Origin of the sequence: Mesorhizobium comanense (assembly GCF_005503535.1) — a bacterium.
GTDB classification, from domain to species: Bacteria; Pseudomonadota; Alphaproteobacteria; order Rhizobiales; family Rhizobiaceae; genus Mesorhizobium; species Mesorhizobium comanense.
Map to the genome: position 1 here is coordinate 117,208 of NZ_SCNN01000003.1, position 24,958 is coordinate 142,165.

At 65.2% G+C, this 24,958-nt stretch carries 22 protein-coding genes; 15 read left to right on the forward strand and 7 right to left on the reverse strand.

Features of this window, described 5'->3' with window-relative positions; genetic code table 11:
* Positions 1-160 precede the first annotated feature (160 nt).
* On the forward strand, positions 161-1,081 hold the full coding sequence (gene yddG / locus FFS37_RS07190; RefSeq protein WP_137930252.1) for an aromatic amino acid exporter YddG: 921 nt from the start codon (positions 161-163) through the stop codon (positions 1,079-1,081).
* 16 nt (positions 1,082-1,097) lie between these two features.
* Here yddG and FFS37_RS07195 read toward each other — a convergent pair whose 3' ends face one another.
* The gene (locus tag FFS37_RS07195; protein WP_137930253.1) at positions 1,098-3,116 is read right to left on the reverse strand and encodes a thioredoxin domain-containing protein; all 2,019 of its coding nucleotides are present in this window, start codon (positions 3,114-3,116) and stop codon (positions 1,098-1,100) included.
* A 69-nt stretch (positions 3,117-3,185) separates the two neighbouring features.
* Here FFS37_RS07195 and mnmE point away from each other — a divergent pair, with 69 nt between their 5' ends.
* From mnmE to FFS37_RS07230, 6 genes are all read left to right on the forward strand, one after another.
* Positions 3,186-4,514 (forward strand): tRNA uridine-5-carboxymethylaminomethyl(34) synthesis GTPase MnmE, encoded by a 1,329-nt coding sequence (gene mnmE / locus FFS37_RS07200; RefSeq protein ID WP_137930254.1) that lies wholly within the window; start codon positions 3,186-3,188, stop codon positions 4,512-4,514.
* 474 nt (positions 4,515-4,988) lie between these two features.
* Positions 4,989-6,860 (forward strand): tRNA uridine-5-carboxymethylaminomethyl(34) synthesis enzyme MnmG, encoded by a 1,872-nt coding sequence (gene mnmG, locus FFS37_RS07210; RefSeq protein ID WP_137930255.1) that lies wholly within the window; start codon positions 4,989-4,991, stop codon positions 6,858-6,860.
* Positions 6,857-7,489 carry a 16S rRNA (guanine(527)-N(7))-methyltransferase RsmG gene (gene rsmG / locus FFS37_RS07215; RefSeq protein WP_137930256.1) on the forward strand — a complete coding sequence of 211 codons (633 nt, stop codon included), beginning with the start codon at positions 6,857-6,859 and terminating at the stop codon, positions 7,487-7,489. The genes mnmG and rsmG overlap by 4 nt, the downstream gene beginning before the upstream one ends.
* A 54-nt stretch (positions 7,490-7,543) precedes the next feature.
* The gene (locus FFS37_RS07220) at positions 7,544-8,344 is read left to right on the forward strand and encodes a ParA family protein (protein ID WP_137930257.1); all 801 of its coding nucleotides are present in this window, start codon (positions 7,544-7,546) and stop codon (positions 8,342-8,344) included.
* 65 nt (positions 8,345-8,409) lie between these two features.
* Positions 8,410-9,297: a ParB/RepB/Spo0J family partition protein gene (locus tag FFS37_RS07225; RefSeq protein ID WP_137930258.1), complete on the forward strand. Its 888-nt coding sequence runs from the start codon at positions 8,410-8,412 to the stop codon at positions 9,295-9,297.
* Between the two features lie 302 nt (positions 9,298-9,599).
* Positions 9,600-10,130, forward strand: coding sequence for a dihydrofolate reductase family protein (locus FFS37_RS07230; protein ID WP_137930259.1), 531 nt, complete (start codon positions 9,600-9,602; stop codon positions 10,128-10,130).
* A 157-nt stretch (positions 10,131-10,287) separates the two neighbouring features.
* Here FFS37_RS07230 and holA read toward each other — a convergent pair whose 3' ends face one another.
* On the reverse strand, positions 10,288-11,331 hold the full coding sequence (gene holA / locus FFS37_RS07235) for a DNA polymerase III subunit delta (RefSeq protein WP_137930260.1): 1,044 nt from the start codon (positions 11,329-11,331) through the stop codon (positions 10,288-10,290).
* A 544-nt stretch (positions 11,332-11,875) separates the two neighbouring features.
* Here holA and FFS37_RS07240 point away from each other — a divergent pair.
* From FFS37_RS07240 to lpdA, 4 genes are all read left to right on the forward strand, one after another.
* On the forward strand, positions 11,876-13,108 hold the full coding sequence (locus tag FFS37_RS07240; RefSeq protein WP_137930261.1) for a 3-methyl-2-oxobutanoate dehydrogenase (2-methylpropanoyl-transferring) subunit alpha: 1,233 nt from the start codon (positions 11,876-11,878) through the stop codon (positions 13,106-13,108).
* A gap of 3 nt (positions 13,109-13,111) precedes the next feature.
* On the forward strand, positions 13,112-14,125 hold the full coding sequence (locus FFS37_RS07245) for an alpha-ketoacid dehydrogenase subunit beta (protein ID WP_137930262.1): 1,014 nt from the start codon (positions 13,112-13,114) through the stop codon (positions 14,123-14,125).
* A gap of 16 nt (positions 14,126-14,141) precedes the next feature.
* Entirely contained in the window at positions 14,142-15,467 is a 1,326-nt protein-coding gene (locus tag FFS37_RS07250) for a dihydrolipoamide acetyltransferase family protein (protein WP_137930263.1), read from the forward strand.
* Positions 15,468-15,696: 229 nt separating this feature from the next.
* Positions 15,697-17,094, forward strand: coding sequence for a dihydrolipoyl dehydrogenase (lpdA, locus tag FFS37_RS07255; protein WP_137930534.1), 1,398 nt, complete (start codon positions 15,697-15,699; stop codon positions 17,092-17,094).
* Between the two features lie 144 nt (positions 17,095-17,238).
* Here the strand turns inward: lpdA and FFS37_RS07260 are convergent, their stop codons facing one another.
* Positions 17,239-18,594: a saccharopine dehydrogenase family protein gene (locus tag FFS37_RS07260; RefSeq protein ID WP_332311469.1), complete on the reverse strand. Its 1,356-nt coding sequence runs from the start codon at positions 18,592-18,594 to the stop codon at positions 17,239-17,241.
* Here FFS37_RS07260 and FFS37_RS07265 point away from each other — a divergent pair.
* From FFS37_RS07265 to FFS37_RS07275, 4 genes are all read left to right on the forward strand, one after another.
* Positions 18,494-18,922 carry an Lrp/AsnC family transcriptional regulator gene (locus FFS37_RS07265; RefSeq protein ID WP_137930264.1) on the forward strand — a complete coding sequence of 143 codons (429 nt, stop codon included), beginning with the start codon at positions 18,494-18,496 and terminating at the stop codon, positions 18,920-18,922. The two genes, FFS37_RS07260 and FFS37_RS07265, sit on opposite strands and share 101 nt — an antisense overlap.
* 165 nt (positions 18,923-19,087) lie before the next feature.
* Positions 19,088-19,240 carry a hypothetical protein gene (locus FFS37_RS35720; RefSeq protein ID WP_171026203.1) on the forward strand — a complete coding sequence of 51 codons (153 nt, stop codon included), beginning with the start codon at positions 19,088-19,090 and terminating at the stop codon, positions 19,238-19,240.
* Positions 19,241-19,313: 73 nt separating this feature from the next.
* The gene (locus FFS37_RS07270) at positions 19,314-20,873 is read left to right on the forward strand and encodes an ArnT family glycosyltransferase (RefSeq protein WP_171026204.1); all 1,560 of its coding nucleotides are present in this window, start codon (positions 19,314-19,316) and stop codon (positions 20,871-20,873) included.
* A gap of 62 nt (positions 20,874-20,935) precedes the next feature.
* Positions 20,936-21,487: a phosphatase PAP2 family protein gene (locus FFS37_RS07275; protein ID WP_137930266.1), complete on the forward strand. Its 552-nt coding sequence runs from the start codon at positions 20,936-20,938 to the stop codon at positions 21,485-21,487.
* A 61-nt stretch (positions 21,488-21,548) separates the two neighbouring features.
* Here FFS37_RS07275 and FFS37_RS07280 read toward each other — a convergent pair whose 3' ends face one another.
* The 4 genes from FFS37_RS07280 to FFS37_RS07295 form a co-directional block, all read right to left on the reverse strand.
* Positions 21,549-21,803 carry a DUF1344 domain-containing protein gene (locus FFS37_RS07280; RefSeq protein WP_137930267.1) on the reverse strand — a complete coding sequence of 85 codons (255 nt, stop codon included), beginning with the start codon at positions 21,801-21,803 and terminating at the stop codon, positions 21,549-21,551.
* A 181-nt stretch (positions 21,804-21,984) separates the two neighbouring features.
* On the reverse strand, positions 21,985-23,349 hold the full coding sequence (locus tag FFS37_RS07285) for a sensor histidine kinase (RefSeq protein WP_137930268.1): 1,365 nt from the start codon (positions 23,347-23,349) through the stop codon (positions 21,985-21,987).
* 30 nt (positions 23,350-23,379) lie between these two features.
* A complete protein-coding gene (locus tag FFS37_RS07290) occupies positions 23,380-24,063 on the reverse strand; it encodes a winged helix-turn-helix domain-containing protein (RefSeq protein WP_137930269.1) in 684 nt (227 codons plus the stop codon).
* A gap of 95 nt (positions 24,064-24,158) precedes the next feature.
* The gene (locus FFS37_RS07295) at positions 24,159-24,953 is read right to left on the reverse strand and encodes a COG4705 family protein (protein ID WP_137930270.1); all 795 of its coding nucleotides are present in this window, start codon (positions 24,951-24,953) and stop codon (positions 24,159-24,161) included.
* Positions 24,954-24,958 lie beyond the last annotated feature (5 nt).

Sequence of the window (24,958 nt, forward strand, 5' to 3'; positions counted from 1 at the left end):
GAAGCCCCATTCCGCTTCGCCGGGATGGGGCTTTTTGCTGCCCTGCGCCGGGTCGCATTTGCAACAGTGATCGGGCGTGGGCGACGGCAGCCGGCCCGGGCCCTGTGCGATGTTTGGCGTGACCCCGATGTCGGGGATCGCATGCCGAGGTTGAAGCGACGTGAAGAAGACCATCCCGACCCTTGTCGGCTTTTCAGCCATCCTGACCTGGTCTTTCCTTGCCTTGCTTTCCACCGCGGCCGGGCCGATCCCGCCCTTTCAACTGGCGGCCATGACGTTTTTTCTCGGGAGCCTTGTCGGAGCGGGAAGCTGGGTGTTCCGGCCAGGCGCGATCCGCTCGCTGCGGCAGCCCTGGAAGGTCTGGGCGACCGGGGTTGCCGGCCTGTGCATCTATCATTGCGCCTATTTCTTCGCGATCCAGTCGGCGCCACCCGTCGAGGTCAGCCTGATCGCCTATCTCTGGCCGCTGCTGATCGTCGTCTTCGCCGCCTTCCTGCCGGGCGAAAGACTCAAGGCGCACCACCTTGTCGGCGTGGTTCTCGGTCTTGCTGGCGCGATCGTGGTGATCACCAAGGGCGGCAATGTCGGACTGGCGAACGGGGTGATGAAGGGCCATGTCATCGCGCTGTTCTGCGCTTTCATCTGGGCCGGCTATTCGGTGCTGTCGCGTCGCTTCGGCGAGGTGCCGACCGATGTCGTGGCGGGCTACTGCTTCATCACGGCGGTCGTGGCTCTGGCTCTGCATCTTGCCCTGGAAACGACGGTCTGGCCGCAGGCGCCGATGCAATGGGGCGCCATACTGGTGCTCGGTGCCATCCCGCTGGGTGCGGGCTTCTATGCCTGGGACTATGGCTGCAAACACGGGGACATCATGATCCTGGGCGCGCTGTCCTACGCGGCGCCGCTGTTTTCGGTGATCGTGCTGCTGCTCGCCGGCTTCGGCGTGTTCCATTGGTCGGTGGGGCTGGCGTGCATCCTGATCACCGTGGGTGCGGTGATTGCCGCCAAGGACCTGCTGTTCAGGTCCCGGCAACGCGCAACGCGGCTCGAAGCGCCGGCGCCGTCGGTGCCGCAGGCCTGAGAGCCAGCTGTTTCGGCTACTGTCGACGCAGCAAGCGCTCCAACGCCTGCGGATCCGGGACAGCGGGGAGGCAGACCTGGCCAGTGCAGAGCCAGGCGCCCGGCCGGTTGGTTGGTGGCAGAATCCCCCCGGGCAGCAAGGGTCGATTCGCTGCCGTACCGATCGGCACGACAATATCGACACGGCGCGGATCAGGGTTTCGATTCGCGACCGGAACAAGCGTCGGGTCTTCCAGCCGATCCACGATGACCAGTTTCAACGGCTCGATGGCGAGCGCGCAGGCATTGACGATACCCGTCTGGCCATAGGACTGATGCGCGGCCCGGCCGGCGGCGTGCTCGGCGATCGTCCATACTCTCTCATGCAGGTCCAGATCGCCGGTGACCGAGGCCAATCGCACCAGCGCCTCGATGATCTGGCTGGTGGCCGACGCAATGGCTTCGTCGACGTCGCCGCGGATGCGGATCGGCACGTCCGTGCTATCGGAAGCGGTCAGATAGTAGCCGGTTCGCTCGGCGTCGGCATGCCAGCGGTCAAGCTGTTCGATGAACCGGGCGGCCTGATCGACATAGCTCCACTCGCCTGATGCTTCGAACAGGGCGATGGCGGCATTGGTCATGGCGGCATAGTCGCTCGAGAGCGCCGGAAAGAGTTTCTTCGCACCAAGCATGGAGTGCGGCAGGCGGCCGTCGCGGCTGGCCCCGCTGATATGAGCGAAGGCCTGCGCTGCCGCTTCGATCCAGTCGGGCCGCGCCAGGGAACGGCCGGCCTCGGCCAGAGCGGCGATCATCTGGCCGTTCCAATCTGTGAGGGCCTTGGCGTCGAGACCCGGCCGAACCCGGTCTTCCCGGGCCGCGAGGAGCCTCGCCTTGAGCGGGACCAGCCGGTCGTGGTCGGCGATACCAAGGGCTTGCTGGTCACGAGTTTGGTGGACGACAGGCTTGCCTTCCCAGCCATGCGGGCTGGACAGGGTGAAGTGGTTGAAAAACATGGTGGAATCGTGAACGAGCGCGGTTTCCACCTCATTCTGGGTCCAGGTGTAGAAAAGACCTTCCTCGCCGTCGCTGTCGGCGTCGAGGCTGGCGGCGAAGGCGCCGCCGTCGACCTGCATTTCGCGTAGCAGCCAGGCGACCGTCTCTTCGATTCGTATCCGGAACAAATCATTGCCGGTCGCGGCATAAGCCCAGTTGCAGGAGCGGATGAGTGCGGCATTGTCGTAGAGCATCTTCTCGAAATGCGGCACCAGCCATTGCGCATCGGTCGAATAGCGGCTGAGCCCGCCGCCGACATGATCGTAAATGCCGCCGGCCAGCATCTGTTCGAGGCTGACAAGCACGTCGTCTCTGTGCGTGGCGTTGCCGTCGCGCAGCCAGGACAGCCAGAGCGTCTGCATGAAAGGCGCGTTCGGAAACTTCGGCGCGCCGCGCAGGCCGCCGAGGTCGCGGTCGATCATGCCGTCGATGCGGCCGGCGAGATCAGACAGCGTGTCGCGATCGAGAAGCTTCCTGGCGTGGGACCCGGCAAGGCGGGCCTCGACATGGGACGTCAGTCCATCGGCGCTCTGGTTCAGGCTATCGCGCTTCTCGCGCCAGGCCTTGTCGATGGCTTCCATCACCTGGATGAAGCCGGGGCGCCCGTAACGCGGCTGGCGGGGAAAATAGGTGCCGCCCCAGAAGGGCTTGCCGTCCGGCGTCAGGAACATGGTCAGCGGCCAGCCGCCCTGTTCGCCCATCGAGGACAGCGCGGCCATGTAGATCTGATCGATGTCCGGACGCTCTTCGCGGTCGACCTTGATATTGACGAACAGACGGTTCATGACGGCGGCCACATCGTCATTCTCGAAGCTCTCATGCGCCATGACATGGCACCAATGGCAGGCGGCATAGCCGATGGAGAGCAGTATCGGCCTGTCCAGGGCCTTTGCTTCCTCAAGCGAGGCCGGCGACCAGGCCCGCCAGTGGACGGGATTGCCGCTGTGCTGCTGCAGATAGGGGCTGGCCTCGTCGGCGAGCAGGTTTTTCGCGGGCAATGTCACGGGGACCAACTTTGGCGGTAACGTGGTTCGGTGTGGCGGGAAGCTAGGGCGGTTCGGCAGAGCGGGCAAATGATTTCAGGCGATTCGATCGTGGCATTGTCGAGCGGCCGGCTTCCGGCCGGCGTAGCGGTGGTGCGGATTTCCGGCGCGCAGACTCGATTCGTGGTCGAAACGATTGCTGGCGCCATGGTTAAGGAGCGCGAGGCGATTCTGCGCAAGTTCAAGACGCCGGATGGCACCGTGCTCGACAGCGGTCTGGTGATCTTCTTTCGAGGCCCGGCAAGCTTTACCGGTGAGGATGTCGCCGAGTTTCACGTGCATGGCGGGCGCGCCGTGGTGGCCAGGATGCTGGAGACGATCACCGCCTTCGACGGTGTCAGGCATGCCGAACCGGGCGAATTCACGCGTCGAGCCTTTCTCAACGGCAAGGTCGACCTTGTCGAGACCGAGGCTTTGGCGGACCTCGTCAACGCCGAGACCGAGGCGCAGCGGCGTTTTGCCATCCGCAACGCCGAGGGCGTTCAGAGCGATCTTTATCTGTCATGGCGCCGGCGCCTCATCCACGCGCGCGCGATGATCGAGGCCGAGATCGACTTCGCCGACGAGGATGATGTGCCCGGCTCCGTTTCGGATGCGGTCTGGTCGGATGTGGGATTGATGATCGGCGAGATCGATCGTCACGTTGCCGGATTTCGAGCCGCCGAGATCATTCGCGACGGCTTCGAAGTGGTCATTCTTGGCGCGCCGAACGCGGGCAAGTCCAGCCTGTTCAATACGTTGGCGCGCCGCGATGCCGCTATTGTAACGGATGAGCCCGGCACAACGCGGGATCTGCTGGAGGTCGTGCTTGATCTTGGTGGCCTCCGTGTCAGGCTGACCGACACCGCCGGTCTGCGCGACGCGCCGGGCAAGGTGGAAGCGATCGGCATCGAGAAGGCAAGGGCAAGGGCCCACGGCGCCGACCTCGTTCTGCTCCTTGAGGACATGGCTGCGCCGATGCCTGTCATCGCTGCTGGCGATCCGAAACGAATGATGCGCGTCGGGACCAAGCTCGATCTCCTGGACGGCAAAGCGAACCGTGGCGGGGAAGGACATTACGACCTGGCGATCTCGACTTTGGACGGCGCCGGCATTGATGCATTGCTGGCGCAGATCAGCGCGCGCGCCGTAAGCGCCGCCGGGGATGTCAGCGATGTGCTGCCGTCACGGCTGCGCCATGTCGAACTGCTTGGCGAGACGACGCGCCATCTGGCGCGGGCCATGGAGCAGGCGGCAGGGCAGGAGTTGCGCGCCGAGGAGTTGCGGCTGGCGGCGGACCGCCTTGGCCGTATCATTGGCGCCGTGGATGTCGAGGATCTGCTGGACGTGATCTTCGCGCAGTTCTGCATCGGCAAGTGACTCACGTGAAACATTTCCGGCACGCTCGGGCCGGGCATGATTCACGTGAAACGGGGACGCGCGAGAAGCCCTTGGTGACTCACGTGAAACACCGAGGTTCGGGTCGCACGGCACTGTCCCAGAGGGTGGGGGATGCATGATCATAGCAGAAGTTAGCGCCGCCCCTCATCCGCCTGCCGGCACCTTCTCCCCGTATAGTCACGGGGAGAAGGGAGCTGTCGCACCCTTGGCGCCTTATCCTGCAACGTTGGTGATGGACGAAATCGTCGATAACAGCGCTCCTCTCCCCGTCACTATACGGGGAGAGGATGCCGGCAGGCAGGTGAGGGGCAGCGTCAGCGCTTGGAATTGATGGGCAGCAATCGCGGGGGCAGCAGGTCTGTTTCACGTGAAACCCGCCGCGAAGTCTTCTTGACAGTTTGCCGTCGTGGGGACATTTGTCCCCTATCTCTTTTGAGTCCTGGGAATCTTTCAATGACCGATCACTATGATGTGGTTGTGGTGGGTGGAGGCCATGCCGGCTGTGAGGCGGCAAGTGCTGCCGCGCGCTCCGGCGCGCGCACCGCCCTGGTGACGTTGCGCTTCGATACGATCGGCGTGATGTCGTGCAATCCCGCGATTGGTGGGCTCGGCAAAGGCCATCTGGTGCGCGAGATCGACGCCCTGGATGGCCTGATGGGGCGTGTGGCGGACGCCGCGGGCATCCAGTTCCGGCTGCTCAACCGCCGCAAGGGCCCGGCCGTGCGCGGCCCGCGCGCCCAGGCGGACCGCAAGCTCTACCGCCTTGCGATGCAGGAAGCGATTCGGCAGCAGAACGATCTCGACGTGATCGAGGGCGAAGTGCTCGATTTCGACATCTCCGCCGGCCGGATCGCCGCCGTGCTTCTTGCGGATGGCCGCAGGCTCGACTGTGGCGCGGTGGTGCTGACGACCGGAACCTTCCTTCGCGGGCTGATCCATATCGGCAAAAAGAAGATTGTCGCCGGTCGCATGAACGAGCAGGCGAGCCTGGGGCTTTCCGCAACCATGGGCAGGGCCGGTTTCCAGCTCGGCCGCCTGAAGACCGGCACGCCGCCGCGCCTGGATGGCCGCACCATCGACTGGGCCTCGCTCGAAAGCCAGGCAGCGGATGAGAACCCGGTGCCGTTCTCGCTGATGACCGATCGCATAACCACGCCGCAGATCGATTGCGGCATCACGCGCACGACTGCGGCGACCCACGAGCTGATCCGGGCCAATCTGGGGCGTTCGGCCATGTATTCCGGCTCGATCGAGGGGGTCGGACCGCGCTATTGCCCATCGATCGAAGACAAGATCGTCAAGTTCGGCGACCGCGATGGCCATCAGATCTTTCTCGAGCCGGAGGGGCTCGACGATTCCACGGTCTACCCGAACGGCATTTCGACCTCGCTGCCGCAGGATGTTCAGCTCGATATCCTGAAGACCATTCCCGGCCTGGAGCGTGCGGCCATGCTGCAGCCTGGCTATGCCATCGAGTACGATCATGTCGATCCGCGTGAACTCGCTCCCACACTGGAGACCAAGCGCGTCGCCGGCTTGTTTCTCGCCGGGCAGATCAACGGCACGACGGGTTATGAAGAGGCCGCCGGCCAAGGCCTGCTCGCGGGGCTCAACGCGGCGCGGCGCGCCGGCGGTGGCGAGCAGATCGTGCTCAGCCGCACCGAAGCCTATATCGGTGTCATGGTCGACGACCTGACCAGCCGCGGTATCAGCGAGCCCTACCGCATGTTTACCTCACGCGCCGAGTTTCGGCTTTCGCTGCGCGCCGACAATGCGGATGAACGACTGACGCCGCTGGCGGACAGGCTGGGGATCGCATCGGCCGGTCGCATGCGGCGCTATGGCGACGTCATGCAGCGGCTCGACGAAGCGCGCGACCTGGCGAGCACACTCACCATGACGCCGAACGAGGCGGCGCGGCACGGGCTGGAGATCAACCGGGACGGCGTACGCCGCACCGGCTACGAATTGCTGGCCTACCCCTCTGTCGATGTCGCATGGCTGGCCGGGGTAGAGCCGAGATTCGCCGAGATTGACGCGAAGACGGCGGAACGTCTCGAAACGGAGGCGAAATATTCGGTTTATCTCGACCGCCAGAAGACTGACGTGGCGCAGATACGGCATGAAGAAAGCCGCCTGATCCCGGAAGGCGTTGATTTCGCTGGCGTGCCGGGACTGTCCAATGAGCTGAAGCAGAAGATGCAGGCGCGGCGTCCGCGCTCTGTCGCTGATGCGCAGCGCATGGAGGGCATGACGCCGGCGGCGCTCGCGATCATCGTAGCACATGTCCGCCATCATGAGAGCGCGCAGAGGAATGTTGCGTGAGCTCTTTTACCCTGAAGAGCCTGCAGGATGCCGCAGGCCCGGTTTCACGTGAAACATTCGATCGGCTGGTGGCGTTCGAGGCGATGTTCCAGAAATGGAACCTCAGCATCAATCTCGTCGCCCAGTCGACATCCGGCGACGTCTGGCAGCGCCATATACTGGACAGCGCGCAACTGGCGCGCATCGAGCCCACGGCCAAGCACTGGGTCGACATCGGATCGGGCGGCGGATTTCCGGGCCTGGTCGTGGCCTTTCTGCTGGCCGAGCGCGATGGCGCCAGCATCGATCTGGTCGAGAGCAATCGCAAGAAGGCGTCATTTCTGCAGACTGTGATCGGCCAGTTCGGTCTGCCCGCCCGGGTTACGGCGCGGCGCATCGAAGACAGCCATGCCCTTGTTGCGACGCCGCAAATCGTCACGGCCCGGGCTCTGGCCTCGCTGCCGGTCCTGCTCGATCTGACGGCGCCATGGCTGACGGCCGGAGCGCGCGGCCTCTTCCACAAAGGCCGGGATTATCGCGCCGAGGTGCAAGAAAGCGTTAACCGATGGGCCTTCGATCTGGTAGAACATCCGAGCGTGACCGACCCCCAGGGGGTTGTCCTCGAATTGTCCAATGTGCGAGCCCGCTGACACGCGGATTGCACCGATGTCGGCGACCCAAACATGAATTTCTGGCATAAACCCATGATGAAGAATGGCCCCCGAATCATCACCGTAGCCAACCAGAAGGGCGGGGTCGGCAAAACGACCACCGCCATCAATCTGGCCACCGCGCTGGCGGCCATCGGCGAGAAGGTGCTGATCGTCGATCTCGACCCGCAAGGCAATGCCAGCACCGGACTCGGCATCGACCGCAAGGATCGCACGGTCTCGTCCTATGATGTTCTGACCGGCGAGCTGGATCTCGAAGCCGCTGCCGTGCCGACAGCGGTCCCGGGCCTTTCGATCGTGCCGTCGACGCTCGACCTGCTCGGCATCGAAATGGAGATCGCCTCGGCGCCCGACCGGGTGCTCAAGCTGCGCAATGCGCTCCGCGACGCGACCGGGCGCGGAGCGCCCTTCGGCTATGTGCTGATCGATTGCCCGCCTTCGCTCAATCTTCTGACCCTGAATTCAATGGCGGCGGCCGATTCAGTTCTCGTGCCGCTGCAATGCGAGTTTTTCGCGCTCGAAGGATTGAGCCAGCTGCTCGAAACCGTCGAGCAGGTGCGCCGCTCGATCAATCCGGAGCTGACCATCCAGGGCATCGTGCTGACCATGTATGACGGGCGCAACAATCTCGCCAACCAGGTGGTGCAGGATGTCCGCGCCCATATGGGCGACAAGGTCTACGAGACCATCATCCCGCGCAATGTTCGGGTGTCGGAAGCGCCTTCCTATGGCAAGCCGGCGATCCTTTACGATCTCAAATGCTCGGGCAGCCAGGCCTATCTGCAACTGGCCTCCGAGGTGATCCGTCGCGAGCGGAAATTGCGCGCTGCCTGATTGGTGGATGCATATTTAACGGCCGATTCGATACCGAAACGATCTAAGAAGACCTTGGAATAGAGATGAGCGAAGACCTTTCGAGAAAAAGACTGGGCCGCGGGCTCGCGGCACTGATCGGCGAGATCGATCGCCCGGCAGCACCGGAAAAGCCGGGCATGAGCGCCGACGGCAAGGTGCCGATCGAGTTTCTGAGCCCGAATCCGAAGAATCCGCGGCGGCATTTCGGCGAGGCCGAACTGACTGACCTTGCGCAGTCGATCCGCGAGCATGGCGTGGTGCAGCCGGTGGTGGCGCGGCCTTCGCCGGCGCAGGCCGGCCGCTACGAGATCATCGCCGGCGAACGCCGCTGGCGCGCCGCGCAACGCGCCGGCCTGACCGAAATCCCGGTCATCGTTCGCGAGGTCAACGACCGCACGGCGCTCGAACTGGCGATCATCGAGAACGTGCAGCGCGCCGACCTCAACGCGGTCGAGGAAGCGCTCGGCTATCAGCAGTTGATCGACGACCATGGCTATACCCAGGCCGATCTCGGCCAGGTGATCGGCAAGAGCCGCAGCCATGTCGCCAACACGCTGCGGCTCCTGAAGCTGCCCGACGTGATCCGCGGCATGCTGGTCGACGGCGCGTTGTCGGCGGGCCATGCCCGCACGCTGGTGACGGCGGAAGACCCGGCCGGCCTTGCCAAGCGCATCGTCGAGGAGGGGCTTTCGGTGCGCCAGGCCGAAGCGCTGGCGCAGATGCCGGCCGGCGGCGGCGCCAACGGCGCCAAGGCCGCTCCGGCCCCCGCCGCCGACAAGGATGCCGACACGCTGGCACTTGAAAAGCTGCTGACCGACACCACCGGCATGATCGTGTCGATCGATCACAAGGGCAAGGGCGGCACGCTGCGCGTGGCCTACCGCAGCCTGGAACAGCTCGACGAACTCTGCCGGCGGTTGAAGCAGGACTGACAGGCTGTTGAAACCGAAGATCAATTAGCCGGCAAATCAAGTTCCGGCGAAAGATCGAAGATGACCTCTCAAGGGCTGGCCAAAGCGCCGGCCCTTTTTCTTCCTGCTGCTTGAATGGAAGCGTCGAACTTCGCGACAGGCCGGAAGCGCCTGCAAGCGGCAACGGCGTCATGATCAGGGATGCGCCGCGGCGAGGCGACCGGCTGCTGTCTCTTCAGCGGCCCCCGGATTGTAACCCGCCTCGGTTCTGCGTAGCGTGGGCTCATCGCTTTCCAGAGTGGCCGGGGGCGGAGGTAAGAAGCATGGCGAAGCTCGTATACGCTTTGAATCAGTCGCTCGACGGCTATGTCGACCACATGGCATTCGCGCCCGATGCCTTGGTTTTCCGCCATTTCATCGACGATGTGCGTTCCGTGGCGGGCAGCGTCTACGGGCGGCGCATGTATGAGGTGATGCGGTACTGGGACGACGATCGTCCTGAATGGGCCGAGGCGGAGCGTGAGTATGCGACGGCGTGGCGAAGCCAGCCGAAATGGGTCGTCTCGCGGACGCTGACGTCGGTCGGCCCGAACGCCACACTCGTCGAAGGCGACGTCGAGGCTGAGATACGCGGGCTGAAGGCCCGGCTGGATGGCGTGATCGAGGTCTGCGGACCCGAGCTTGCCGGGAGCCTCACCGATCTTGGCCTTGTCGATGAATACAGGCTGTACCTCCATCCCGTGGTGCTTGGCCACGGCAAGCCGTTCTTCGCCGGCCCGCGGCCGCGCCTGCGGCTGGTGGCAAGCGATAGAATCGGTGACGACGTGATCAGGCTGACCTACGTTCCCGCCTAGGCTCGATATCGAAGCATGGCCGAAAAGTATGAAAGCGGCTGCTCTCGCGGACAAACGTCTCCGTTGGTCCCGGCATCCCGGCTCTAGGCGCGTCTCCAGGGAAAGCCGTTGCACTGCTTCTCCCGGGATTTCCCGGTCGCACGACGCAAGAAATCGCTCAGCGCTGCGCCAGCCGGCTGCTCTCCAGGGCGATGCCGAGCAGCGCCTGGCGAGCCAGCGCGACGGAAAGGTCCGGCCGCCGGCGTGTCTGCAGCACGGCCTGATGCAACCGGTTCAGCGCGCGGCTGAGTGCTTCGCTGCTCCAGCGGTCCAGCGTCTTTTCCACCAGCTTGCGGCGCGAGAAGAAAACCGGGGGACGGGCCGCGGCGACGACGGAGGCGGCGCTGCGACCGCCCGATTCCATCTGGCCGCGCATGACCTGAATCTGCTGCAGCTGCCGCATCGCCGAGGACAGGACGAGGAAGGGCGGGCCGCCGCCCTGGCAGTGACGGGTGAAGGCGGTGTCGAAGTCACCGACCTTGCCCTCGAGCAGCGCATCGACCGCGTCGTCGAAGGAAGCGCCGGACACGTCGCCCGAGGTGGCGCGCACCTCTTCCAGCCCGATCTCCTTCTGACCATGGGCATAGAGGACAAGCTTTTCGATCTCGCCGCGCGAAGCCAGCCGGTCGCCGCCGAGATTGCGGCGCAGCGCCTGCCTGGCCTCCAGAGTCATCGACATGCCCGCCTTGCGCAGCTCGTCGTCGATCACCGTATCGATGTCCCTGGCCTCGTCGGCGTAGCATGGCAGCGCCATGGCGTTGTCGGCGCCCTCGACCACGGCGCGCAGCCCGACGCCTTTCTTGAGGTCGCCGGCCTCGATCAGGATGATCGCGTCGCGCGCGGGCTCGGCCGTCAGCGCCTTGACGTCGTCGGCCAGCGCCTTCTGGCCAGTGGCGTTGCGCACCCACAGCAGCCGCCGGTCGGAAAACATCGGCACGGTGCGGGCCTCGTCGAGGAGCCGGCCCTCGTCGCGGTCGACCTCCGAGCCCTCGAGCCTGACCACCGAGAACGGATCGTCGAGCGGCAGGCCGGTCTTCGCGGCGAAGGCCTTGGCGCGCTCGGAAACCAGGCCGCGATCGGGTCCGTAAAGCAGGACGATCCAGACGCGCGGATCGGGCTTCGCCAGCCAGCCGTCGACCTCGAATGCTTTCTTCTGTGCCATGGGAGAGTGGTTAGCATGATGCGGGGGTGGCTTCCAGTTGGGTTCATTTCCCGGGAGTATTCGATCGACAGCGGGAGAAGATGGGTTTGCCGGCCTTGGCGTCTCCTCTCTCCCGAAGTGGTTCCCCCAATCCGTCGCTGCTTCGCAGCGCCACCTTTCCCCCTCCGGAGGGAAAGGAAGGGAGCCTTGCTGGATAAGCGTCGAGCGCAAAATGCCTGGCGCCTTTCCTCTCCCCCGTCGATCGGGGGAGAGGTGTCTCGGCGAAGCCGAGACGGAGTGGGGGGTCGACCAGCGCGGCATAAGTCGATGGGCGCGCCAGACTCTTGCCCTCCAATTGCCTTATCTGACGACAAACCCCGCGCAATCTTGCGCCAAATTGCGCGCCCGCGCCCAACATCGACAAGAAATTTCGCGGACATATCTTCATCTTGGCGTGGGGGCTGGATCGGCCGTCACGGCCGGGGGCCGGAGGCGTGCCGACGAATTGGCACTGGTGGGGCGATATGCGAATATCCACATCAGGCAACATTGGAGGACATAGGTCATGGCCGATGCTGGGATGTTGCGGTTTCACGTTCCCGAGCCGGAAGTTCGCCCGGGCGGTACGCCTGACTTCTCCAACGTGACCATCGCCGAGGCCGGCTCGGTGCCGCGTCCGGACATCGATGTCGACCCGCGCACCATCCGCGACATGGCGTTTTCGATCATCCGGGTGCTCAACCGCAATGGCGAGGCGGTCGGACCGTGGGCCGGGCTGCTTTCCAGCGACGAACTGCTGGAAGGCCTGCGCCACATGATGACGCTCAGAACCTTCGACGCGCGCATGCAGATGGCGCAGCGGCAGGGCAAGACCTCCTTCTACATGCAGCATCTGGGCGAGGAGGCGGTGAGCTGCGCCTTCCGCAAGGCGCTGGCGCCGGGCGACATGAATTTCCCGACCTATCGTCAGGCCGGCCTGCTCATCGCCGACGGCTATCCGATGGTGTCGATGATGAACCAGATCTATTCCAACGAGGCCGACCCGCTGAAGGGCCGGCAGTTGCCGATCATGTATTCGTCGAAGGAGCATGGCTTCTTCTCGATCTCGGGCAATCTGGCGACGCAATATATCCAGGCGGTCGGCTGGGCGATGGCTTCGGCGATCTCGAACGATTCACGCATCGCCGCCGCCTGGATCGGCGACGGCTCGACGGCAGAGTCCGATTTCCACTCGGCGTTGGTGTTCGCCTCCACCTACAAGGCGCCGGTCGTGCTCAACGTCGTCAACAACCAGTGGGCGATCTCTACTTTCCAGGGCATCGCGCGTGGCGGCTCCGGCACGTTCGCGGCCAGGGGTCTCGGTTTCGGCATCCCGTCGCTGCGCGTCGACGGCAACGATTACCTGGCCGTCCATGCTGTCGCCAAATGGGCGGCGGAGCGGGCGCGCAGCAACCTCGGACCGACGCTGGTCGAATATGTCACCTACCGTGCCGGCGCCCATTCGAGTTCGGACGATCCGTCCGCCTACCGGCCGAAGACCGAATCCGATGCGTGGCCGCTCGGCGATCCGGTCGTGCGGCTGAAGAACCATCTGATAGGGCTCGGCGTCTGGTCGGACGAGCGGCATGCGCAGGCCGAGGCCGAGATCCTCGACACGGTGATCGCGGCGCAGAAGGAGGCCGAAAGCCACGGCACGCTGCATGCCGGCGGCAAGCCGTCGACGCGCGAGATGTTCGAGGGCGTCTTTGCCGAAATGCCCGCGCATCTGAGGCGCCAGCGCCAGCAGGCAGGAGTCTGAGCCATGCCGAGACGGACCATGATCGAGGCCATTCGCGACGCCATGGACGTGTCGATGGGGCGCGACGAAAAAGTCGTCGTCTTCGGCGAGGATGTCGGCTTTTTCGGCGGCGTCTTCCGCGTCACCCACGGCCTGCAGGCCAAATACGGCAAGAGCCGCTGCTTCGATGCGCCGATCAACGAATCCGGCATTGTCGGCTCGGCCATCGGCATGGCCGCCTACGGGTTGAAACCCTGTGTCGAAATCCAGTTTGCCGACTACATGTATCCCGCCTACGACCAGCTGACCCAGGAAGCGGCCCGGCTGCGCTACCGCTCGAACGGCGATTTCACCTGCCCGATCGTGGTGCGCATGCCGACCGGTGGCGGCATCTTCGGTGGCCAGACGCACAGCCAGAGCCCAGAGGCGCTGTTCACCCATGTGTCCGGGCTGAAGACGGTGGTGCCGTCCAATCCGCACGATGCCAAGGGCCTGCTGATCGCGGCGATCGAGGATCCCGATCCGGTGATCTTCCTCGAGCCGAAGCGGCTCTACAACGGTCCGTTCGACGGCCATCACGACCGGCCGGTGACGCCATGGTCCAAGCATGAACTCGGCGAGGTGGCCGACGGCCACTACACCGTGCCGCTCGGCAAGGCGGCTATCCGCAGGGCGGGCTCCGCCGTCACGGTGCTTGCCTACGGCACGATGGTCTATGTCGCGCAGGCGGCCGCCGAGGACACCGGCGTCGACGCGGAGATCATCGACCTCAGGACCTTGCTGCCGCTCGACCTCGATACGATCGTGACCTCGGTGAAGAAGACCGGGCGCTGCGTCATCGTGCACGAGGCGACGCTGACCTCCGGTTTCGGCGCCGAGCTGTCGGCGCTGGTGCAGGAAAACTGCTTCTACCATCTGGAGGCGCCGGTGGCGCGCGTCGCCGGCTGGGACACGCCCTATCCGCATGCGCAGGAATGGGACTATTTCCCCGGCCCCGCACGGGTCGGCCGCGCGCTGCGTGAAACTCTCGAAGCCTGACCCGGGGAGGCCAGACATGGGCGAACACATCATCAAGCTTCCCGATGTCGGCGAAGGCGTCGCCGAGGCCGAGCTTGTCGAATGGCATGTGAAGATCGGCGACATCGTGCGCGAGGACACGGTGCTTGCCGCCGTGATGACCGACAAGGCGACGGTGGAAATCCCGTCGCCCGTCGACGGTGAGATCCTGTGGCTGGGCGCGGAGATCGGCGACACGGTGGCGATCGGTTCGCCGATCGTGCGGTTGAAGGTGTCGGGCGACGGCAATGTAAAGCCGCAGGACAGCGCCAAGGCCGAGCCCGTGGCCGCCGCACCGCCGGCCAAGCTTCCAACGCCGAAGCCTGAGACCGCCGTGCCGGCCGCGAAGACCCCGCCAAAGACCAGTGCGCCGGAGGTGAAACCCGCCCCGGTCGTTTCGAAAGGCTCCGGGCAGAATTCCGGCGCGCCGCGTCCGGAGGGTGGAAAACCGCTGGCTTCTCCGGCCGTGCGCCTGCGCGCGAAAGAGGCCGGCATCGATCTCAGGCAGGTCGCCGGAAGCGGCCCTGCCGGGCGCATCGGCCATGAGGACATCGAGGCCTTCCTTGCACGCGGGCCGCAAACGGCGAAGACCCCGGGCCTCGCCCGCAACGATGCGGTCGAGGACATCAAGGTGGTGGGCCTGCGGCGCAAGATCGCCGAGAAGATGTCGCTGTCCAAGTCGCGCATCCCGCACATCACCTATGTCGAGGAGATCGACGTCACCGCGCTGGAGGAGCTGCGCGCCGCGCTCAACAAGGAAAAGCGGGTCGCCAAGGGTGGTGGAGAGCGGCCGAAACTGACGCTGCTGCCGTTCCTTATGCGGGCGATGGTCAAGGCGATAGCGGACCAGCCGCAGCTCAATTCGCTGTTCGACGACGAGGCCGGCATCATCCACCAGCATGGCGGCATCCATATCGGCATCGCGGCGCAGACGCCGGCGGGACTGGTGGTGCCTGTCGTCAGGCACGCGGAGGCGCGCGACATCTGGGATTGCGGCGCCGAGGTCATCCGGCTGGCCGAGGCGGCGAAGTCCGGCACCGCGACGCGCGACGAGCTCACAGGCTCGACCATCACCATCACCTCGCTCGGCGCGATGGGCGGCATCGCGACCACGCCCGTCATCAACCATCCGGAGGTGGCGATCGTCGGCGTCAACAAGATCATGGTGCGGCCTGTATGGGACGGCACGCAGTTCCTGCCGCGCAAGATGATGAATCTGTCGTCGAGCTTCGACCACCGCGTCATCGACGGCTGGGACGCAGCGGTGTTCATCCAGCGGATCAAGGCGCTGCTGGAGACGCCGGCGCTGATTTTCGTGGATTGAGGGCGATGGGGTTGGTCTATCAGCGCGCGGTGTCGGGGTATGGGCTCCCCCTTCTCCCCTTGTGGGAGAAGGTGTCGCCGAAGGCGACGGATGAGGGGTGTTCCAGCGGAGTGAGACGTCGGCGTTCCCTGGAGCACCCCTCATCCGTCTCGGCGCTAACGCGCCGATCCACCTTCTCCCACAAGGGGAGAAGGGAGGGCGCGCACCGATCGCCGAAAGGATAGCCATGATGAAAGAAATCTCCTGCAAGCTGCTCGTCATCGGCGCCGGCCCCGGCGGCTATGTCTGCGCCATCCGCGCCGGGCAGCTCGGTGTCGACACGGTGATCGTCGAGGCGGGCAAGCCGGGCGGCACCTGCCTCAATGTCGGCTGCATCCCGTCCAAGGCGCTGATTCATGCGGCGGAGGAATTCGAGAAGGTCTCGCACATGGCCGGTGGCAAGAGCCCGCTGGGCATTTCGCTCTCGGCGCCCGTCCTCGATCTCCGCAGGACCGTCGCGTGGAAGGACGGTATCGTGAGCCGGCTCAACAGTGGCGTCGCCGGGCTGCTGAAGAAAGCCGGCGTGAAGACCGTGCAGGGTTGGGCAACCTTCCGCGACGGCAAGACCGTGGCGGTCGAGACCGAGACTGGAAGCCAGGTGATCCGGGCTGAAACGATCGTCGTCGCCACCGGCTCGGCGCCGGTGGAATTGTCGTTCCTGCCCTTTGGCGGGCCTGTGATATCGTCCACCGATGCGCTGGCTTTGAGTGCGGTCCCCAAGAAACTCGCCGTCGTCGGTGGCGGCTATATCGGGCTGGAGCTCGGCATGGCCTTCGCCAAGATGGGTGCCGAGGTGACCGTGGTCGAAGCCTTGCCGCGCGTGCTGGCGCAGTATGATTCGGAGCTGACCCGGCCGGTGGTCAAGCGGCTCTCCGCGCTCGGTGTCGAGGTGATGACCGGCGCCAAGGCAAAGGGGCTGTCGGCCAAGGGCGACGCCTTGCTGGTGGAGACATCGGACGGCAAGAACGCCAGGGTCGCGGCGGACAAGATTCTGGTGACGGTCGGGCGCAAGCCGGTGACGGATGGCTGGGGGCTCGACCAGATCGACCTCGACATGGCGGGAAAATTCATCCGCATCGACGACCAGTGCCGCACCTCCATGCGCGGTATCTTCGCTATCGGCGACGTCACCGGCGAGCCGATGCTGGCGCACCGGGCAATGGCGCAGGGCGAGATGGTGGCCGAGATCGTCGCGGGCCACAAACGCAGCTGGGACAAGCGCTCCATCCCCGCCGTCTGCTTCACCGATCCCGAACTGGTCACGGCCGGTCTCACGCCGGACGAGGCCAAGGCGCTCGGCGGGGAGATCAAGATCGGCCTGTTCCCGTTCGCGGCCAATGGGCGCGCGATGACGAAGCTGGGCGAGGACGGGTTCGTGCGCGTCGTGGCGCGCGCCGACAATCATCTGGTGCTTGGCATCCAGGCGGTTGGACAGGGCGCGTCTGAACTGGCGGCGGCGTTCGGGCTGGCTCTGGAGATGGGGGCGCGGCTGGAGGATATTGCCGGAACCATCCACGCACACCCGACGCAGGGCGAGGGTTTCCAGGAAGCGGCGCTGAAGGCGCTGGGCCACGCGCTGCATATTTGAGATTTACCCTCCCCCTTGTGGGGAGGATCGATCCGCGGAGCGGAGCGGGGTGGGGGTCTTCGTAGGGCGCACCCCACCCCGTCTCGCAATCCGCTTCGCTGCGACCGCGAGCCGACCCTCCCCACAAGGGGGAAGGTAAAGAGCTCAGCTCGCGAGCCGGCTTACCATTTCGTGCTGCGCATACGCCCGCCCAAAGCGGTTGGCCAGAAATGCGTCGAGCGCGATGTCTTCCTGCTTGACGAAACCCGTCGCCGGCAGGCTGCCGTCGGCGAGCATGTCGAGCACGGCGCAGATGCCGGAAGCGGTGGTGATCTGGATGGCGCTGCGCACGCTCTGGCCGACGCGCCGGGAATAGATCTTGTTGGCGTAGGTCTCCTGCAGCAGGCGACCGTTCCTGCGGCCAGAAACGGTGACGAAGACGATGACAACGTCCTGCAGCGTCGCCGGCAGGGCGCTTTCGAAGATGTCCTTCAGCACCTCGCGGCGATGGCGCAGGCCAAGATCGTTGAGCAGAGCCTTCATGATCGCGGCATGGCCGGGATAGCGGATGGTGCGGTAGTTCAGGGTGCGCACCTTGCCCTTCAAGGTCTCAGCCAGTGTGCCGAGGCCGCCGGAGGTGTTGAACGCCTCATAGGTGACGCCGTCGAGCGAAAACTCCTCGCGTTCCTCCAGCGGCGGCACTTCCACCAGCTCGCCCTCGACGATCGCCTCGCAGGGCTCGCAATATTCGTTGATGACGCCGTCGGTGCTCCAGGTCAGGTTGTAGTTCAGCGCGTTGGACGGGTATTGCGGCAGCGCGCCGACACGCATGCGCACGCTTTCCAGCGTGTCGAAGCGGCTGGCGAGATCGTTGGCGACGATCGAGATGAAGCCCGGCGCCAGGCCGCATTGCGGAATGAAGGCGCTTTTGGCGGAACGGGCAAGTTCCTTGACGCGCCGGGTCGAAACGACGTCCTCGGTGAGGTCGAGATAATGCACGCCGGCGCTGGCGGCGGCCTCGGCGATGCGCGTGGTGAGATGGAACGGGGCCGCGCTCAGCACGGCGAATTTGCCGGCGAGGGCCGCTTCGAGCGCACCGGGCGCCGCAATGTCGAGTTCGAGCGTCTCGACGCCGGCGGGCAATTCCGCCGCGGCAAGCTGAACGGCGGAGCGGTCGACGAGGGTGACCCGATAGTCACCGGTTGCCGCCAGCATCTCGGCGATGGTCGAGCCGATCTTGCCGGCCCCGACGATAACGATGTGGTTCATGGTCAATACCCCCTGCTGTTGGTGTTCGGCCAGTTCATGTCGGGCCAGTTCGAGCTGGCGGGAATCATCGCAGCTTGCCTGTCGAAAGGAAGCGTGGAATATGACAAAGTGAAACCTATCTTTGGTCAATCCGCCGGAGCCATTCGTCGAAATGCTCAGTGAACCTGAACAGGCCCTGCTCTCCCTGCTGAGCGCCAACGCCCGCGTCTCGACGGCCGAGCTGGCGCGGCAGCTCGGCGTCTCTCGCACCACGGTGCAGAGCCGGCTCGAACGGCTGGAGCAGCGCGGCATCATCGCGGGCTACGGCGTCAGGCTCTCGCCGGACTATGAGCAGGGGCTGGTCAGGGCGCATGTGCTGCTGACCGTCACGCCCAAGCTCGCCGACAAGGTGGTGCGGGCCCTGCAGGCGCTGCCGCCGGTCAGGACGCTGCACTCGGTCAGCGGCAATTTCGACATGATCGTCATCGTCGACGCGCCGTCGATCCGCGACCTCGACGCGCTGCTCGACCAGATCGGCGCCATGGAAGGGGTCGAACGGACCTCGTCCTCGATCATCCTGTCGACGCGGATCGATCGCTGATCGCGCGGCGGCCTCGCGTCGACAACTCGTGGGCGCCCGTCACTTTATTACCGATTTGTATGAATCCCGTAACGCTCACGTATAGTTGACAGGGCAATGTCACATCTGAACCGCTGCGGCTAATCAGTCCCAAGCCGAAAACCTGTCGTGTTCCGAGAGGTGGCTTTGCCCGTACCGCGTAGCGTCCCCGTCTGGCCGAGCCGATGGATATGGATCACGGCCAGCCTCGTGGTGCTGGCCATTGCCAGCCTGCTGATCATTCTGGCCGGTAACGAGTCCGTGCCCGACTATGGCTCCCATCTGCTCTGGTTCTGGTAGCGGGCGGATGGGGATCGACGAAACATTGCAGGGCGCCGGCGCCGCACAATGGCCTCGATCAGGCAAGACGCGATTGTCTGCCTTGAGCCCCGGTGCGGGGGTGGCGCTTCTCGTGCTCGGCTTCCTGATCTTCAGGATCGGGCTGGCGTCGGTCATCCCGTTGTCGATCGACGAGGCCTATGCGGTGGTGGTGTCGCGCAGCCACTCGCTCTCCTATTTCGATCATCCTCCGATCGGCTTCGCGCTTGCCCGCTTGATGGCGGATCTTTCGGGCAGCGAATTTCGGCTGCTGGTCAGGCTGCCCTATGTGATGCTCGGTTCGGCATCGGCGTTGCTGCTGTTTGCGCTCACCCGGTATGCCTATGGTGCGGTTGCGGCGTTCTGGGCCGTGGCCTGGTTCAGCGTCGCACCGTTCTTCCTCATATCGGCCGGCCATTTCGTGGTTCCGGACGGTCCGCTGGACTTCTTCCTGCTGGCCGCCGCCTGCCTGGCGGCGCCGATGCTTCTCGGCGGGGAGCCGCATCAGGCCTTCGCGCGCTGGTGCGCGGCTGGCGTGGCGCTCGGGTTGGCGCTGATGTCGAAGTATCAGGCCGGCCTGTTCTGCATTTCCGCGCTGCTGGTCCTGTTGCTGACGAAACCCGGCCGCGACCAGCTGCGGACCCCCGGACCGTGGGTGGCCGGCGCCATCGCGGCGCTCGGCCTGCTGCCGGTCGTCCTGTGGAACATGGAGCATGGCTGGATTTCGTTGGCCTTCCAGTCCGGCCGGGGCACCGCCAATGAGGGACATCTGCTGCACCCCGGCAATCTCGCCATCACATTGCTCGGCCAGGTGGGCTATGTCTGGCCGACCATATGGCTCGCCGCCATGGCGTGCCTTTGGCGAGGCGCCTGGGGCGGCACACCGGCGGATCGCTTCTTCGTGCTGCTCGCGGCGCCCTCCATCGTGTTCTTCGACCTGATGGCGCTGTTCAGCGCCCACTCGCTGCCGCACTGGTCGATGAGCGGCTTCCTGTTCGCCTTTCCGCTCGTCGGCCAGTGGTGCGGCGCCTATTCTGCCCGCCGGCCGGCGCGGCTGTTCACGTCCTTCGCCGTCGCCGCCGGGGTGGTTGCGGTCCTGGCCACGGGATTTGCGGTGCAGGCGACGACCGGCGCCCTGACCAGGCCCTTCTTCCAGCGGGCGCCGAAGTTCGACATCAACTGGCAGATCGTCGACTGGTCGGCGCTGACCGACGGCAAGGTCGCCGACGAGATCAGGCGCGCCAATGGATACGCCGTCGCCTCGAACTGGATGCAGGCCGCGAAGCTGGCTTATGAACTCGGCCCGGACGTCCCGATCGAGGTGCTGCCCGGCGACCCCAGGCACTTCCAGTTCATGGACGACAAGCGCCTCGCCGGCCGAACCGCGGGCTTTTTCATCGCCGCCGAACCTTTCGGCGAGGAAGCCATTCGTGAAAAGGATTATCGCGACAGTCTCGGTGGCCTGTTCGCCGTCACCGGCGATGCCCGGCATATGCCGCAGCAGGTCGCGGGATTTCCGGTCTTCGACATGCTGATCCTGCCGGTGCGGCGCAGCGGGCAGCCACTGCCCGAGGCCGGCGCCCAGCCGGCGACGCAAGGCGGGAGCCAGCCATGAGCGAGGTGGCTTCACCAACTCCCCCATCACCTGCCGCCCGCCAATAGCCGGAACGACCGTTCATGCTTCAGCTTGACGCAGCGATAACCGCCTGGATCAACACATGGGCCGGACAGGCTCCGGCAATCGACCCGATGATGATCGGTGTTTCGACCGTCGGCGTGCCGCTGATGGTGCTCGCGGTGGCGTCGCAATGGTGGCTGCCGCGCCGCGACCCGGCGATCCGTCATGTGCTGGTCGCGGCCGGGCTTTCGTTTCTTCTGGGGCTCGGCATCAATCAGCTGATCCTGCTTTTCATCCAGAGGGCCCGACCCTACGAGGCTGATGTCACCCACCTCATCATCGACAGAACAGTCGATTTCTCGTTTCCGTCCGACCATGCGACGGCAGGTTTCGCCATCGCGGCCGCGTTCCTCGTCCACGGCCTTTCCCGGCGCGGGCTTTGCTTCCTGGCCGCCGCCGTGCTGATCGGGGTCTCGCGCATCTATCTCGGAACGCATTATGTCAGCGACGTTGCCGGCGGCGCCGCGACGGGTTTTCTGGCTGCCCTGCTGGTCCGGAGCGCATACCGCGAAAACACCGGGCTCGACCGTCTGGTCACGGGACTGTTCTGAAGCTGCCTCAAGCCACCCGCCGGCAGCGTTCGCCGCCGGCGGGTGGCCGGGCTTACGTGGTCTACTTGGCGGGCTGGATGCTGGACACCAGCGATTTGCCCGACTTGGTCGAATAGGTGACGACGACCTTCTCGCCGGCCTTCAGCGTCTCGACCTCGATGCCTTCCGGCAGGTTCAGGGTCTTGCCGTCGGCCAGCGTGATGGCATCGCCCTTGGCGTCGACGCTGGTGATGGTGCTGGTGACCGTCCTGGCAAAGGCGGCGGTCGACAGTGCGGTCGCCAGCACGGCCGTGGTGACGATGACGAGTTTCTTCATGGTCGTTCTCCTGATGGTTCGTGACGCCGGAGAGATCCGGCTTCGACAGGGCCGGACTGTCGCCGGCCGACCTCTCTCCTTGTCGAGAGAAGATGGGATCGATCGTAGACGGCTGAGCTTTCGAGCGGTTTGCCGCGGCCTTACCAATGGGTAAGACGGTGTGGCGAAAATCCTTCGCCGGCTAAGCCAGCGGAAAACTCACCACCACGGCAAGGCCGGGGCGGGCATCCTCGAGCGCGATCGAGGCGCCGTGCAGGTCGGCGATCGCCCTGACGAGGCTGAGGCCGAGCCCGCTGCCCGGCGTCGAACGGCTGTGGTCCAGCCGGTAGAGCCGCTGAAACACCTTTTCGCGCTCGTCGGCGGGGATGCCGGGGCCGTTGTCGGCGACGGCGGCCAGCACGCGGTCGCCCCGCCGCGCCACCGACAGCTTGATCGTCGTCCCGGGCGGGCAATGACGCAGCGCGTTCTCCACCAGATTGGCGAACATCTGCGTCAGGAGTTCCCGGTCGCCATGGATGCGGTCCGCCGTGTCCTGCGGCTCCGGCGATGACAGCGACTTGCCGTCATCCTCGGCGACGTCGGTGTAGATTTCGGCGATGGTCTGCAGGATCTCGCCGGGATCGACATCGGTGAAACGCGCCTTGCGCGCGCCGGCCTCGATCTGCGCGATCCGCAGCAGCGCATCGAAGGTCTCGTTGATCTGGTGGCCCTCGGCCCGCGCGTCGGCGAGGTCGCCGGAGACGTCCTGGTCCCGCGCGGCCCTGTCGGCCGCCCCTTCCAGGATCATCTGCAGGCGGTTGAGCGGGGTCTTCAGATCATGCGCGATGTTGGCGCTGACCTGTTTCATGCCGTCGACCAGACCCGACAGCCGGTCGAGCGCCGCGTTGACCTGGCCGGAGACGACGTCGATGTCGTCGCCATTGCCGGTCAGCGGGATGCGGGTATCGAGCCGGCCGTGCGAGACGTCGACCATGGTGGCGGCGATGCCGTCGAGCCGCAGCTGGACGCGGGAGGCGAGCAGAGCGCCGCCGGCGACGGCGAGGCCGGTGATGATCAGGGTCGCCCAGCCGAAACTCATCAGCATGATCGTCTCCAGCGCCTCGGTTTCGGAGAGGCTGAAGGCAACCGTCAGATTGTTGCCGCCGACCGTGCCGGTATAGGCGCGGTAGTCGGTATCGGGCGGCAGGCCGGGCATTTCGGTGCCGAACATCGAGAAACCGTCGGGAAGCCCGGCCGCGGTGAAATTGCCGGCCAGCCGGTTGCCGGCGGTGTCGGTCAGCGAGAAGAGTTGCTCCTTCTTCAGGCTGCGCGCGGAGTGGTTCTGGACGGTTTCCACCAGTTCCCGGATGTCATCGTCCGTATAGGTGGCGGCGACGACGGAATATGTCTCCTTGATGGTTTCGTCGAGCTGCTCTGCGAGATCGGCGCTCATCATCTGGTAGACGATGGCGCCCGCCAGCACGAAGGCCAGCATGAACAGGAAGGCGAATGTCAGCGCGAGCCGGAACGGCGTGCTGCGCAGCAGGCGGGCCCATGTCCCGGTCATGCCTCGGTTCCGGTCATGATGCGGGCCCGGTTATGATGCGGGCATTGCATGCAGGCTGTAGCCGGTGTTGCGGACAGTGTGGATGAGCTGCGTTTCGAACGGCTTGTCGATCTTGGCCCGCAACCGGCTGATATGGGTCTCCACCACGCTGGTCTTGGGGTCGAAATGGAAGTCCCAGACGCGCTCCAGCAGCATTGTGCGGGTGATGACGCGGCCCTCGCCGCGCATCAGCACTTCGAGCAGGCTGAACTCCCTGGGCTGCAGGTCGATCGGCTGGCCCTGCCTGACGACGCGCCGCATGATCAGGTCCATTTCGAGGTCGGCGACGCGCAGAACGGTCTTCTGCTCCTGCGCCGCCGGGCGCCGGCCGAGCGCGTTGATGCGGGCGAGAAGTTCGGAAAAGGCGAAGGGTTTCACCAGATAGTCGTCGCCGCCGGCCTCGAGACCCTCGACACGGTCGTCGATGCCGCCGACGGAAGTCAGGAAGATCGCCGGCGTGCGCACGCCGGCGGCGCGGATCGCCTTGACCATCGACAGGCCGTCGAGGCCAGGGATCATCCGGTCGGCCACGATCACGTCATAACCGCCGCTGGTGGCGGCGAACAGCGCGTCGTGGCCGTTGCGCAGGAGGTCGCAGACATGGCCGGCTTCCGTCAGTCCCCTGACGATGTAGTCCGCCGTCCTGTGGTCGTCCTCGACAAGAAGTAGCCGCATCTCGGTTCCGGTTGATTGCCGATATCGGGGACAGGCTATCACCGGTACGGGTTCGTTCCTAGGATGGTGGCGACGTCCATTGCCGCCAGCCCGTTTCAGTCCGATTCGAGCAGGATCTCGTCGGCATCGTCGGCCGTCTTCTTCAGCGTCATGTAGAGGACGAGCGCGACGATGCAGCCGAGGAAGATCAGGCTGGTGAAGGTGGTGCCGAAGCCAAGGCCGCCATATTCGACCGGCTGCGACAGGAGATCGCCGAAGGACGCGCCAAGCGGCCGCGTCAGGATATAGGCGAGCCAGAAAGCCAGGATGGCATCGAGGTTGATCAGGTAGTAGGCGAGCGTGATGAGCGCGATGACGCCGCCGAACAGCAGACCCGTGGCGAGGTAGCCGATGTCGAAGCTTTCGGCGACGAGATCGCCGGCGGCGGTGCCGAGCGAGAAGGTGAACAGGATCGCCAGCCAGTAGAAGATCTCGCGCCTGGTGGTGAAGATGGTGTGGATCGACAGCGTCCGTTCGCTGGCATACCAGACGGCGAACGTTGCCGCGAGCAAGACCGAGAAGGCGATGGTGGTGGTCTGCAGGCGTACGCCGAAATTGTCGACGAGATTGTCGGTGATCAGCGTGCCGACGACGCTGATCAGCACCACCGCCAGCCAGTAGGCCCAGGGCACGTAGCGCTTCTGGGCGAACTGGAGGACGAGGGCGACGATCAGGACGCCGGTCATGATCAACGAGGTGACGGTCAGCCCGAGCCCGAGGTTGACGGCAAGATAGTCCGCCGCCGTCTCGCCCATGGTCACCGCCATCAGCTTGATCAGCCAGAAATCGACAGTGACGTCCGGGACCCTGTTAGAGGCCGGTCCGTTGGGGTGGGTGCTGGGCGCGAGCATGGCTG

Coding starts and splice junctions, on each gene's coding strand:
- FFS37_RS07220 (WP_137930257.1), top strand. CDS start 7,544: ATGATGAAGAATGGCCCCCGAATCATCACCGTAGCCAACCAGAAGGGC.
- FFS37_RS07225 (WP_137930258.1), top strand. CDS start 8,410: ATGAGCGAAGACCTTTCGAGAAAAAGACTGGGCCGCGGGCTCGCGGCA.
- holA (WP_137930260.1), bottom strand. CDS start 11,331: ATGGCACAGAAGAAAGCATTCGAGGTCGACGGCTGGCTGGCGAAGCCC.
- FFS37_RS07280 (WP_137930267.1), bottom strand. CDS start 21,803: ATGAAGAAACTCGTCATCGTCACCACGGCCGTGCTGGCGACCGCACTG.
- FFS37_RS07250 (WP_137930263.1), top strand. CDS start 14,142: ATGGGCGAACACATCATCAAGCTTCCCGATGTCGGCGAAGGCGTCGCC.
- FFS37_RS07290 (WP_137930269.1), bottom strand. CDS start 24,063: ATGCGGCTACTTCTTGTCGAGGACGACCACAGGACGGCGGACTACATC.
- FFS37_RS07230 (WP_137930259.1), top strand. CDS start 9,600: ATGGCGAAGCTCGTATACGCTTTGAATCAGTCGCTCGACGGCTATGTC.
- FFS37_RS07275 (WP_137930266.1), top strand. CDS start 20,936: ATGCTTCAGCTTGACGCAGCGATAACCGCCTGGATCAACACATGGGCC.
- lpdA (WP_137930534.1), top strand. CDS start 15,697: ATGAAAGAAATCTCCTGCAAGCTGCTCGTCATCGGCGCCGGCCCCGGC.
- mnmE (WP_137930254.1), top strand. CDS start 3,186: ATGATTTCAGGCGATTCGATCGTGGCATTGTCGAGCGGCCGGCTTCCG.
- FFS37_RS07240 (WP_137930261.1), top strand. CDS start 11,876: ATGGCCGATGCTGGGATGTTGCGGTTTCACGTTCCCGAGCCGGAAGTT.
- FFS37_RS07285 (WP_137930268.1), bottom strand. CDS start 23,349: ATGACCGGGACATGGGCCCGCCTGCTGCGCAGCACGCCGTTCCGGCTC.
- FFS37_RS07245 (WP_137930262.1), top strand. CDS start 13,112: ATGCCGAGACGGACCATGATCGAGGCCATTCGCGACGCCATGGACGTG.
- FFS37_RS07295 (WP_137930270.1), bottom strand. CDS start 24,953: ATGCTCGCGCCCAGCACCCACCCCAACGGACCGGCCTCTAACAGGGTC.
- mnmG (WP_137930255.1), top strand. CDS start 4,989: ATGACCGATCACTATGATGTGGTTGTGGTGGGTGGAGGCCATGCCGGC.
- FFS37_RS07265 (WP_137930264.1), top strand. CDS start 18,494: ATGCTCAGTGAACCTGAACAGGCCCTGCTCTCCCTGCTGAGCGCCAAC.